Annotated in this window: 14 protein-coding genes and 1 pseudogene; 11 read left to right on the top strand and 4 right to left on the bottom strand. The window is 68.5% G+C overall.

The genetic code is table 11. The annotated features are described in order from the left end of the window. Positions 1-225 precede the first annotated feature (225 nt). The 10 genes from N5C91_RS22830 to N5C91_RS22785 are packed head-to-tail and all read left to right on the top strand — an operon-like array spanning position 226 to position 8,688. The gene (locus tag N5C91_RS22830; RefSeq protein ID WP_024889602.1) at positions 226-597 is read left to right on the top strand and encodes an RAQPRD family integrative conjugative element protein; all 372 of its coding nucleotides are present in this window, start codon (positions 226-228) and stop codon (positions 595-597) included. Beyond that, positions 594-827, top strand: coding sequence for a TIGR03758 family integrating conjugative element protein (locus N5C91_RS22825; RefSeq protein WP_009463356.1), 234 nt, complete (start codon positions 594-596; stop codon positions 825-827). Before N5C91_RS22830 ends, N5C91_RS22825 begins: the two co-directional genes overlap by 4 nt. A gap of 23 nt (positions 828-850) precedes the next feature. Continuing rightward, positions 851-1,210: a TIGR03745 family integrating conjugative element membrane protein gene (locus N5C91_RS22820; RefSeq protein WP_279832167.1), complete on the top strand. Its 360-nt coding sequence runs from the start codon at positions 851-853 to the stop codon at positions 1,208-1,210. 6 nt (positions 1,211-1,216) lie between these two features. Further along, positions 1,217-1,627 carry a TIGR03750 family conjugal transfer protein gene (locus tag N5C91_RS22815; protein WP_124086392.1) on the top strand — a complete coding sequence of 137 codons (411 nt, stop codon included), beginning with the start codon at positions 1,217-1,219 and terminating at the stop codon, positions 1,625-1,627. Beyond that, positions 1,624-2,313 carry a PFL_4703 family integrating conjugative element protein gene (locus N5C91_RS22810; protein ID WP_032958271.1) on the top strand — a complete coding sequence of 230 codons (690 nt, stop codon included), beginning with the start codon at positions 1,624-1,626 and terminating at the stop codon, positions 2,311-2,313. Before N5C91_RS22815 ends, N5C91_RS22810 begins: the two co-directional genes overlap by 4 nt. Continuing rightward, on the top strand, positions 2,310-3,197 hold the full coding sequence (locus N5C91_RS22805; RefSeq protein WP_279832165.1) for a TIGR03749 family integrating conjugative element protein: 888 nt from the start codon (positions 2,310-2,312) through the stop codon (positions 3,195-3,197). The genes N5C91_RS22810 and N5C91_RS22805 overlap by 4 nt, the downstream gene beginning before the upstream one ends. Then, entirely contained in the window at positions 3,187-4,608 is a 1,422-nt protein-coding gene (locus tag N5C91_RS22800) for a TIGR03752 family integrating conjugative element protein (protein ID WP_279832164.1), read from the top strand. Before N5C91_RS22805 ends, N5C91_RS22800 begins: the two co-directional genes overlap by 11 nt. Further along, complete coding sequence (locus tag N5C91_RS22795) at positions 4,589-5,020, top strand: TIGR03751 family conjugal transfer lipoprotein (RefSeq protein WP_027350534.1); 432 nt, start codon at positions 4,589-4,591, stop codon at positions 5,018-5,020. The genes N5C91_RS22800 and N5C91_RS22795 overlap by 20 nt, the downstream gene beginning before the upstream one ends. Beyond that, a complete protein-coding gene (locus N5C91_RS22790) occupies positions 5,020-7,899 on the top strand; it encodes a conjugative transfer ATPase (protein WP_279832162.1) in 2,880 nt (959 codons plus the stop codon). The genes N5C91_RS22795 and N5C91_RS22790 overlap by 1 nt, the downstream gene beginning before the upstream one ends. A gap of 12 nt (positions 7,900-7,911) precedes the next feature. Next, positions 7,912-8,688, top strand: a complete 777-nt coding sequence (locus N5C91_RS22785; RefSeq protein WP_279832161.1) for a thioredoxin domain-containing protein — start codon at positions 7,912-7,914, stop codon at positions 8,686-8,688. 39 nt (positions 8,689-8,727) lie between these two features. Here the strand turns inward: N5C91_RS22785 and N5C91_RS22780 are convergent, their stop codons facing one another. From N5C91_RS22780 to N5C91_RS22765, 4 genes are all read right to left on the bottom strand, one after another. Then, a complete protein-coding gene (locus tag N5C91_RS22780; RefSeq protein WP_279832160.1) occupies positions 8,728-9,144 on the bottom strand; it encodes a nuclear transport factor 2 family protein in 417 nt (138 codons plus the stop codon). A gap of 31 nt (positions 9,145-9,175) precedes the next feature. Continuing rightward, positions 9,176-9,769, bottom strand: coding sequence for a biotin transporter BioY (locus N5C91_RS22775; RefSeq protein WP_279832158.1), 594 nt, complete (start codon positions 9,767-9,769; stop codon positions 9,176-9,178). A gap of 64 nt (positions 9,770-9,833) precedes the next feature. Next, complete coding sequence (locus N5C91_RS22770) at positions 9,834-10,292, bottom strand: PaaI family thioesterase (protein ID WP_024889590.1); 459 nt, start codon at positions 10,290-10,292, stop codon at positions 9,834-9,836. A gap of 4 nt (positions 10,293-10,296) precedes the next feature. After that, positions 10,297-11,091, bottom strand: coding sequence for an enoyl-CoA hydratase-related protein (locus tag N5C91_RS22765; RefSeq protein WP_124086408.1), 795 nt, complete (start codon positions 11,089-11,091; stop codon positions 10,297-10,299). A 231-nt stretch (positions 11,092-11,322) separates the two neighbouring features. Between N5C91_RS22765 and N5C91_RS22760 the strand changes: the two are divergent. Continuing rightward, positions 11,323-11,535 (top strand): annotated as a pseudogene (locus tag N5C91_RS22760) (LysE family translocator); the annotation flags it as partial.

Here is an 11,535-nt window from a genome sequence, read left to right as displayed (position 1 = left end):
ACCTCCACCAAATGAGAACTCCCTTCCTGTGGGAGTGAGTTAGGCACTTTAGCCCCCTCCTGGAACCCATTTAAGGACGGGGTGCGGCTCTCCTGCTCCCGCACCCCAACCGCGCCACGCCAACCACGAACGTAAATCCGGCACCCTGCCGATTCCGATTGTTTGCGGCAGGTTCCAGCCGACCACCGCAGCATTCCGCCATCCAGACGACTGCGGAATGGCGTGATGACGACCACAGGCAAACCAACGACCGACTGCCGCGGCGCGCCGGCATTGGCCCTAGTCCTAGCCGTCGCGCTGACCAATGCCACGCCCGCGTCAGCGGGCGATGCCTCCCCAGAGCATGCGCAGTTGGCGACCCTCGCGCGCCAGCTCGATCTGATCGACCGCCTCGCCGAGCACGCCGCCCATACCGCTCCGCAGGAGCGCGCCCGCTACCACTTCGACCATGCCCGCCTGCGCGAGGACCTCCAGCGCGTTCGGGCCGGTATCCAGGACTACCTGACGCCGCCGCGCGCCCAGCCGCGCGATTCGGTCGAGCTGTCCGGTGACTACCGCCAGTCCAGCCCGCCCTCCGACCAGGAGGCACCCCAATGAACGCCGCCCAGGTCAGCGCCTTCCAGGCCAACGGCGGCTTCGCCCCCGCCGCCGTGGCCACGGTGGTGCTCGGTCTGGTGTTCGCCGTCCTGCTCCTGTGGGGCGTGTGGGCCATGCGTACCGCCTACACCGGCTGGGCCGAGCAGCGCCTGTCCCAGCGTCAGTTCCTGGGTGTCGTCGTGCGCTTCGTCGCGATGTACCTGGTGCTGACCTATTTCCTCCTGTCCTGACCACCACGAAAGGCCCTACCGCCATGAAGACCCATCCGATTCCCCATCGCGTTGCCACCACCATCCTCGCGCCATTGATGCTGATGGGTTTGCCATTGGCGGCCCGGGCGCAGGGCCTGCCGACCATCGAGGACCCCTCGCGCGGCCCGGGCAGCGGCATCATGCAGACGCTGCAGAACTACGGCTACGACATCGTGCTGCTGATCGCGCTCCTCGTGGTCGCCTCGATGTTCGTCGGCGTGTGCTACCACGCCTATACGCGCTACTCGGAAATCCATACCGGCCGCGCCACCTGGGGCCAGTTCGGCCTCACCGTGGCCGTGGGTGCGATCCTGCTGGTGGTCGGCATCTGGCTGCTGACCAAGGCCACCGGCGTGCTCTGAGCGGCGATGGCTGCCTTGAACGATATCGCGCGTGACGGGTTGGTGACCTTCCTGCCGCACAGGCTGAACCGCCAGCCCGTCGTGGTGAGGGGCCTGACCGCCGACGAACTTTGGATCTGCGCCGGTCTGTCCGCGGTGGCGGGGTTCATCGCCGGCGTGCCGCTGGCTTGGGCCACGCACAGCGTCGCCATGGTGCCGACCCTGATCGTGGCCGGCGTGGCGGCTGGCGTGTTCGGTGGTGGCGGCTTCCTGCGCCGGCAGAAGCGCGGCCGCCCGGACATCTGGCTGTACCGGCAACTGCAGTGGCGCCTGGCGCTGCGCCATCCGCTGGCAGCGTCCTCGCTCGGTGGGCACCGTCTCATCACGCGGTCTGGGTACTGGACCACCCGGCGCTCACGCGGAGCAGCCGCCTCATGAGCCGTTTCAGGAATGAAGTCCATCACCTGCAGGCCCATGTGCGCACGCTGCGCCTGGGCGCCGGTGCGTTGTTCGTGGTGGCGCTGCTGCTCGGTTTCGGCTGGTGGAGTGCGCCGAGGCAACTGACGATCCACGTGCCCCCCGATCTGCGCTCGGGCAGCACCCGCGCCTGGTGGGATGTGCCGCCCGAGAATGTCTATGCGTTCGCCTTCTACGTCTGGCAGCAGGTACAACGTTGGCCGACGGATGGCGAACAGGACTACCCGCGCAACCTCCACGCGCTGTCGGCCTATTTCACACCGGCCTGCCAGGCCTTCCTGCGCCAGGACTACGAGCACCGGCGCAGCAGTGGCGAATTGCGCCAGCGGGTGCGTGGCATCTACGAGATTCCGGGGCGCGGCTTTGGCGACAACCCCACGATGCGGGTAAAGACGGTTTCCAGCCGCGACTGGATCGTCACGCTCGATGTCAGCGCGGACGAGTACTACGGCGCCGAGCAGGTCAAGCGGGCCCTGGTGCGCTATCCGCTGAAAGTGGTGCGGCTGGACGTCGATCCCCAGCACAACCCCTTCGGTCTTGCGCTGGACTGCTATGACGGCGCGCCGCAGCGGATTGAGGCACCGTCGCCGGCAGTGCCTCCGTCCGGCACGCCCGGCGGCGGCCTTTCGCAGGGAGGCAACCCATGAAACACCACGTCTTCACCATCGTGGCGAGCCTGGCCGTTGGCTTCGGCCTGGTGCCGGACAGCCATGCCATCGAGATCCTGCGCTGGCAGCGGCTGCCGCTGGCCGTCCCTCTGGTCGTCGGCCAGGAGCGCGTGGTCTTCATCGATCGCAACGTGCGTGTCGGCCTGCCCCCGAGCCTGGGCGAGCGGCTGCGCGTGCAGAGCGCGGGTGGCGCCATCTACCTGCGCGCCAGCGAGGCCATCGGGCCGACGCGGCTGCAACTGCAGGACGTGGAATCCGGCGCCATCGTGCTGGTCGACATCGCAGCCACGGACGCCGGGGAAGGCGAGCAGCCGCTGGAGCCTGTACGCATCGTCCTGCAGGAGGCCGTCGCGGAGGCCAGCGGTGACACTGTCGCCGGTCCAACCCAGGCAGCGCAACCCGCGAGGCGTCGGCAAACGCCGATAACCGTTGTCCTGACGCGCTACGCGGCGCAGAACCTTTACGCACCGCTGCGCACCGTCGAGCCCGTGGCCGGCATCGGGCGCGTGCCGCTGCGGCGCCCGCTCGCGCTGGACACACTGCTGCCAACGCTGCCGCTGAAGGCGCGGGCGCTGGCGGCCTGGCGACTCGAAGACCAGTGGGTCACCGCGGTGCGCCTGACCAACACCTCGCCTCACCGTATCGATCTCGATCCAAGGGTGCTGCAAGGCGACTTCGTGGCCGCGACCTTCCAGCATCCGGACCTGGGGCCGGCGGGCGCTTCGACCGACACCACGGTGGTCTATCTGGTCACGCGCGGCCGTGGCCTGGCCGAGTCCCTGATGCCGGTGCTCAGCCCCATCGATGCCGGTACGAACTTGCCGCCGGCCGCCGCTGCGGGGAGGACGTCCGATGAGGAGTAATCCCCTGTTGAAGTGGCTGCTGATTCCGATGGCATTGTTGCTGGTGTTCGTCGGTGCCAGGCTGTTCTCAGGCAGTGACGCTGCGCCTGGCAAGCAGGATGTTCCGGGGCAGCTCACTCCCGAAGAAATGAAGGCGCTCGGCATCGCGGGCGACACCCCGCGCGACACCGTCGCCACCCTGGTCGCGCAGGTCAAGCAGCTCCGCACCGAGCTGCAGACCGCGCTGAGCGACAACCGCCAGCACAAGGCCGAGAACGAGCGCCTGCGTACCCGCGAGGGTGCGATCGACCAGCGCATCCAGAACGCCCTCGACAGCGAACGCCGCCGCCTGGAACAGGAGCGCACCCAGGCCGCCAGCGACCGGCAGCAGACGCAAGGGCTGATGCAGGAATTGCAGCGCCGCCTGGACGGGCTGTCCGGCAAGGGCGATGCCGCCGACCTGCCGATCGGCCTTGGACTGGATGGGCATGACGGCGGGCCGCTCAAGGACGGCGGCATGCGCTGGATCGAACCGGATGACGCCCGGCCCGATCCGAAGAACGGTTCGGCCGGCGGCCTGCGTTTGCCCGCTTTTCCCTCCAGCTTCGGCCCGGCCTCGCCGGAGCTGTCGGCCGCGGCGGAGGCCGTCAGCGACAGGACGGCGCAGGCCGTTGGCGGCACCGCCCAGGCGGTCTATACGGTGCCCACCAATGCCACGCTGATGGGCTCGGTCGCCATGACCGCGCTGATCGGTCGCATCCCCATCGACGGCACCGTCAACGACCCGTTCCCCTTCAAGGTGCTGATCGGGGCCGACAACCTGGCGGCCAACGGCATCGAGATTCCCGACGTGGCCGGTGCGGTGGTGAGCGGCACGGCCTCGGGCGACTGGACGCTCTCGTGCGTGCGTGGGCAGGTCCGTTCCATCACCTTCGTGTTCAGCGACGGCACCATCCGCACGGTGCCGGAGGACGACGGCAAGCGCAGTCGAAGCCAGAACAGCACCAGTCTGCTGGATGGCCTGGGCTGGATCAGCGATCCCTACGGCATCCCGTGCGTCTCGGGCGAGCGCCGCAGCAATGCCCAGCAGTACCTGGGATCGCAGGCGTTGATCACCGCGGCCGGCGCGGGCGCCGCCTCGCTCATCAAATCCGACAACGGCAGCGTGGCCGTGGTCGCCAACAACAACGGTTCGCTGGGCACGGTCGGCATTTCGGGCAACGAGGCCATGGGCCGCATCCTGGCTGGTGGCGTGCGCGACATGGCCGACTGGGTCAACAAGCTCTACGGCCAGGCCTTCGCGGCGGTCTACGTGCAGCCCGGCGCCAGGGTGGCCGTGCACCTGGAGCAGCCGATCGCCATCGACCACGACGCCAAGGGGCGCCGGGTGAATCACCTCATGGGAGAAGCGCATGCGTCGGACCTGGATTGACCGCCCCCTTGTCCTCCTCGCCGCCGCCGTTCTCGCGGGTTGTGCCACCAGCTCGGAAAAGCTGTTACCTCGGGGCGAGCACACCATGCAGGACGTCTGGCAGCACGAGACTGGCGGCTACAGCGGCGGCCAGGCCGGCCGCCTGCTGCTCGACGCACGCCAGGACCTGCGCCGCCCGCTGACCGACGCTGACACCCTCGCGGCGCCCGCCCGGAACGCGGCCTACACCCGCACGGCAGCGAACGAGATCCAGCGACAATTCCATCGACTGCCGAACCCCGATCTGGTGATGTACGTCTTTCCGCACCTGGCCGGCACCGACCCGGTGCCGGTGCCCGGCTACAGCACCGTCTTCCCGCTCTACCAGCGCGTGCAGTACGCGATGCCGGGCGAACGGCTGGAGGACTACTGATGGGCTGGCGACTGCCGTGGCCGCGTCGTCCGGCCCCCAGGCCAGTCCAGGCCGACATCGAGCCAGACGCCTGGACGCAGCATGTCGACCGCCTCGCCGCGCACGGCATCGACGCACCTGGCGCCGCCCCTGGGCGGCATCATCGGCGACCCGCGACGCAGGCCGACCACGCGGCGCTCTACGACGTGGCGCCGTCCTTCGCCGACCTGCTGCCCTGGGTCGAGTACCTGCCGGCCACGAAGAGCATGCTGCTCGAAGATGGCCAATCGGTGGCGGCGTTCTTCGAGTTGCAGCCGATCGGTACCGAAGGGCGCGAGACCGCCTGGCTGTGGCAGGCCCGCGATGCCTTGGAGAATGCGCTGCAGGACTCCTTCGACGAACTGGACGAGAACCCGTGGGTGGTGCAGCTCTACGCGCAGGACCAAGCCGATTGGGACCACTACCTGCGCACGCTGGGGGCGTACCTGCATCCACGCGCGCAGGGCAGCGCGTTCAGCGAGTTCTATCTGCGCTACTTCGGGCACCACCTGCGCGCGATCGCGAAGCCGGGCGGCCTGTTCGAGGACACCACGGTCACACGCCTGCCGTGGCGCGGCCAGACCCGGCGCGTGCGCATGGTGGTTTATCGGCGCACCCCGGACGCCGCATCGGCCCGGCGGGGGCAATCGCCCGAGCAGGCCCTGGCGACGATTTGCGACCGCCTGGTCGGCGGCCTGGCGAATGCCGGCGTCAAGGCCCGGCGCCTTGGCGCGGCGGACATTCACGACTGGCTGCTGCGTTGGTTCAACCCGAATCCCGGCGCGCTGGGCAGCACGGCCGAAGACCGGGAACGGTTCTACGCGCTCGCCCGCTACCCGGAGGAACGGGAAGAAGGTGAGATCGAACTGGCCAGCGGCGACTTCGCACAACGCCTGTTCTTCGGTCAGCCGCGCTCGGATGTCGCCCGCGGCCTGTGGTTCTTCGACGGCATGCCGCACCGGGCTATCGTCATGGACCGCCTGCGCTCGCCGCCCGCGACCGGACACGTGACCGGCGAGACGCGCAAGGGCGGCGATGCGATGAACGCGCTGTTCGACCAGATGCCTGAGGACACGGTGATGTGCCTGACTCTGGTCGCCACGCCGCAGGATGTGCTGGAGGCGCACCTCAACCACCTGGCCCGCAAGGCGGTTGGCGAGACGCTCGCCAGCGAACAGGCGCGCCAAGACGTGCAGCAGGCCCGCGGCCTCATCGGCAGCGCGCACAAGCTGTACCGGGGCACGCTGGCGTTCTACCTGCGCGGCCGCGACATGGCGCAGCTCGACGCCCGCGGCCTGCAACTGGTCAATGTCATGCTTAATGCGGGCTTGCAACCGGTGCGCGAAGAGGACGAGGTGGCCCCGCTCAACACCTACCTGCGCTGGCTGCCCTGTCTGTTCGACCCGGCGGCGGACAAGCGGCAGTGGTACACGCAACTGATGTTCGCGCAGCACGCGGCCAATCTGGCGCCGGTGTGGGGGCGCAGCCAGGGCACCGGCCATCCGGGCATTACCTTCTTCAACCGGGGCGGCGGCACGATCACCTTCGACCCACTGAACCGGCTCGACCGGCAGATGAACGCCCACCTGTTCCTCTTCGGCCCCACCGGTTCCGGCAAGAGCGCCACGCTGAACAACATCCTCAACCAGGTCACGGCGATCTACCGGCCCAGGTTGTTCATCGTCGAGGCCGGCAACAGCTTTGGCCTGTTCGGTGACTTCGCCGCTCGGCTGGGCCTGAGCGTGCATCGCGTGAAGCTGGCACCCGGCGCGGGCGTGAGCCTGGCGCCATTCGCCGATGCCTGGCGACTGGTCGATACACCGGGCCAGGTGCAGACGCTGGATGCCGACGCTCTGGACGAGGACGGCGACACCCATCAGGCCGACGACGGGGATGACCAGCGCGACGTGCTCGGCGAACTCGAAATCACCGCCCGGCTGATGATCACCGGCGGCGAGGACAAGGAGGAAGCGCGCATGACGCGCGCCGACCGCAGCCTGATTCGCCAGTGCATCCTGGGCGCCGCCCAGCGCTGCGTGGCACAGGCGCGCACGGTGCTGACCCGCGACGTGCGCGACGCGCTGCGCGAACGCGCCCGCGACGCCAACCTGCCGGATGCCCGGCGCGCGCGGCTGCTGGAGATGGCCGATGCGATGGACATGCTCTGCCAGGGCGCAGACGGCGAGATGTTCGACCGTCCGGGCACGCCCTGGCCCGAGGCGGACATCACCATCGTGGACCTGGCCACCTTCGCGCGCGAGGGCTACAACGCGCAGCTCTCCATTGCCTACATCTCGCTGATCAACACTGTGAACAACATCGCCGAGCGCGACCAGTTCCTGGGCCGGCCGATCATCAACGTCACCGACGAAGGCCACATCATCACCAAGAACCCGCTGCTCGCGCCCTACGTGGTCAAGATCACCAAGATGTGGCGCAAGCTCGGTGCGTGGTACTGGCTGGCGACGCAGAACATCGACGACCTGCCCAAGGCCGCCGAGCCCATGCTCAACATGATCGAGTGGTGGATCTGCCTGTCGATGCCGCCCGACGAGGTGGAGAAGATCGCCCGGTTCCGCGAACTTTCACCCGCGCAGAAGGCGCTGATGCTGTCCGCGCGCAAGGAGGCGGGCAAGTTCAGCGAGGGCGTCATCCTGTCCAAGTCGATGGAAGTGCTGTTCCGCGCCGTGCCGCCCAGCCTCTATCTTGCCCTTGCGCAGACCGAACCGGAAGAAAAAGCCGAGCGCTACCAGCTCATGCGCCAGTACGGCATCGGCGAACTGGATGCCGCCTTCAAGGTGGCCGAAACGATCGACCAGGCGCGTGGCATCGCATCGCCGCCGCTGTCCCTGCCGAAATGACCGGAGCGCGTCATGTCCTCGAAGCAAACCACCTTGCCGAGCCGATCCCAGGCCATTCGCAAGCGCGCTGGGCGCCTGCCACGGCTGCCCTGGGTGGTCGCCGGCATCCTTGTAGCCGGCCTGCTGGGCTGGCTCCTGTACCGCACGCCCGGTGCGCCGGCACCACGCACGGGGCCTGAGGCCGCGCAGGCGCATCCGGCCGGCCCACCCTGGCGCCGCGGCCCAGCCGATGCGCGCTTCACGCTGACGCTGTACGCCGACCTGGAGTGTCCGTTTTGCAAGGCCTACTACCCGACCCTGATGGCCTGGATCGATGCCCATCCCGAGGCCAGCCTGCGGTGGCATCACCTGCCGCTGGCGATGCACGATCCCGAGGCGAGTCGGCTGGCCCGCGTGGCCGAGTGCGCAGGTGAGGCGCAAGGTCACGAGGCGTTCTTCGATGCGATCGCATGGCTCTACCAAAGCACCCGGGGCGATGGCCAGGGGCTGCCCACCGATCATGCCTGGCCAGGTCTGACGACCGCCATGCGGACCTGCCTGGACAGCGACCGCCCCGCAGCCATCGTTCGCGCACAGGCCGACGAGGCCCTGCGCAGCGGCATCAACGCCACGCCCACCGTGCGGCTTGACGACGGCCTGACCGGGAAATCGCTGCTGCTGCACGGTCCGATCGAGGGCGATGCGCTGCTGTCGGCTCTGGACTTGGTCGCGTCGGAAGAAACTGTTGGACCCAAGGCATCCGAATCACCGAAAAGCGGTGCCACTCTGACCGAGCGTCGAGCGAGATAGCATGATCGTCAAGGCGGCAACACTTCCCGCCCTGCCGGTTCATTCGCTGTTCTGCGGCTCGATAGCTGCGGCAATTCTTGCCAGTAGCTCGGAGCGGTCGAAATAGACCTCGTTGCGGCGAATCTTTTCCTGACCGTCCAGTTGCACCAGGCACACGCCGACCACGGTCAACACCTCGCCGCCGACCGGGATGTCCGCGCGCCATTTGTTGAGGAAGCCATCCTCCATGGGGATGCCCTCGACCTGCGTCCAGACCCACGCCGGATTGCGCGCCAAAAGGCGCTCGAAATAGCCCAGCAACGCGGGCTTTCCCCGCAGCCCTTGGGGTACGGCAGGGTCGAGATAGAAGGCATCCTCGGAATAGAAGGCAGCCAGCCGCTTGGGATCGTTGCCGGTCCAGGCGGGCAGCCACGCCAGCGCAAAGCGCCGCGCCTGCTCCGCATCGAGGGCGTTCATCGTGATGTACCGGGCCGACCCGGAACGCGCGTCATCGGTGCGCCGCCTTGCGGGTACCGCTGTCGATGGCCTTGAGCAGCGCTGCACCAAGCACCGACTTGAGCACGCCGCCGAGGACGAAGGGGGCCACGCCCACGGCGATCGCTTTCTGCACGCCAACCATCGCGGCCAGCCAGGCGCCGCCGAGCAGCAGGCACAGGGCGTTGCCGATCAGCATCGCCGCAAAGGCCAACACGACGCGCCCGCCATGCCAGCCGCGTTCGACCAGCCAGCCGGTCAGCGCGCCGGCCACGGGAAAAGCCAGCAGGTAGCCACCCGTCGGTCCCAGGAAGCGCGCCAGGCCTCCCGTGCCACCGGCAAACACCGGCAACCCGAGCGCGCCCTGGGCCAGCCAGACGAGGATCGTTAGGCCACCCAGGCGCCAGCCGTACAGTGCGCCGACCAGCGTGACGGCCAGCGTCTGCATGGTCATTGGCACCGGCACCATAGGCACGCTGACGTGGGACGACGCGGTGAGCACGAGGGTGCCGAACAGCACCGCCAGCACCTTGGTCGCGTTGGACTGTCCGCGCAGCCAGCGGCTTGTGTCGAGGGTCCCGAGGGTTTGGGTCGAGGTTGGGGTCATGGGTTCTCCTTCATGAATGGCGGCACTGGCCGCCGAGCGCATCCTTGCGCGGACACCGGAAACGTCATCGATCCTGCTTGCCCTGCAGGCAGATCAGGGTTTGCTGGCCGAGCGCCACCTGGGCCCGTCCCTGCTCGGTGACGCCGAAGACTTCGAGTTGGCAGATGGTCAGGGTGCGTCCGGAGCGCACCACCGTGCCGACCGCTTCGAGGTAGTCGCCCTGCGCGGGGGCGAGCAGGTTGATCTTGAACTCGACGGTCAGCACGGAGCTGTCCGGTGGAAACAGCGTGAAGCCCGCGTAGCCACCGGCCGAGTCGGCGATGGCGCTGGTGCCGCCGGCATGGAAGTAGCCATGCTGCTGGGTGAGGGTTTCGCGGAACGGCAACCGGATGCTGACCCGCCCGCGCGCAACCTCGTGCAGTTCGGCGCCCAGGTGGTGCATCAGGCCCTGGCGGGCGAAGCTGTCGCGGACGATTCGCTCGACCTGGGGATCGAGCGGCAAGGATGGGGCGGCTTGGGTCATCGTTCTAAGGTTCCTTTGCAGTGGAGAGGGGGTTGAATCGAGGTGGCCGCTTCTCCAGGAATGCACGCATGCCTTCCTCGTGGTCGGGCAGCGAAAGGGTGTGGTGGAAGGCGGCCCGCTCGCGGCGCAGTCCTTCGTCCATGGGCAGGCTGGCGCTGGCACGCGCGGCCTGCTTGATCAGGACCAGCACCTCGCCCGACAGCGACGCCATGTCGGCGGCGAGCCGGCGGCCCTCTTCGAGCAGGTGATCGGGGGGCACGATGCGCGAGACCAGCCCGCTGCGTTCGGCCTCGCGGGCGTCCATGCGGCGCCCGGTCAGCAGCAGGTCCAGCGCCTTGGCCATGCCGAGCAGGCGCGGCAGGCGCTGGGTGCCGCCCGCGCCGGGCATGGTGCCGACGCGAACCTCCGGGTGGCCGAACACGGCGTTCTCGGCCGCCAGCACGATGTCGCACATCTCGACCAGTTCGCAGCCGCCGCCGAGCGCGAAGCCCTGCACCAGCGCCACCACGGGCTTGGGGAACGTGCCCAGCGGCGCGCAGCAACCGGCGAAGTCAGTGGCCCGCGCCTGCTCCGCGCTGATGCCCAGCATTTCCTTGAGATCGGCACCGGCCGCGAAGTGTTCGCCTTCGGCGCGCAGCAGGACCACCCGCACGGCGGCGTCGGCCGCCAGCCTGTCGAGGTGCGCGGCCATCGCATCGGTCAGTGAGCGGCACAGGGCGTTGCGGGCTGCCGGCCGGTCGATGACCAACTCGGCATAGCCGTCTGGGTGCGACGCGCATCGAATGAAATCGGAAGACATGGGTTCTCCTGCGAGGAACCGCCCGAAGTGCCGGGCCGTCATCGATTCGGCAGCGCCGGGCAGTACCTGCGAAGTCTGCTGCGCGATGACGCTTGCGGCCAAGCGCGAATATCTCAGGTGGGACTGAAAATTTCTCGCTGGAGCCGACGCCATGCCCGGCCCAGAATCAATTCGCGGACGGGCCTCGTCTTTCCCTCAACGCCCCGGTACTCCCCGTCCCAGCGAACTCCCATGGAACATACCGCCCTCGTGGCGCTGATCGTCTACGCCTTCGTCATGTCGATCACGCCCGGTCCCAACAACGTGATGCTGATGTCCTCGGGCCTGCTCTTCGGCCTGGGCCGAACCTGGCCGCACCTGCTGGGCATCCCCGCGGGCGTGATGGTGCAGCTCGGGATCACCGGCGCCGGCCTCGGTGCGGTGTTTGCCCTCGAACCTCGCCTG

The organism is Pseudomonas sp. GD03903 (assembly GCF_029840045.1).
Classification (GTDB): domain Bacteria; phylum Pseudomonadota; class Gammaproteobacteria; order Pseudomonadales; family Pseudomonadaceae; genus Pseudomonas; species Pseudomonas pseudonitroreducens.
The sequence above is the reverse complement of the archived record's forward strand: the minus strand, read 5'-3'. Positions and strand labels throughout refer to the sequence as shown.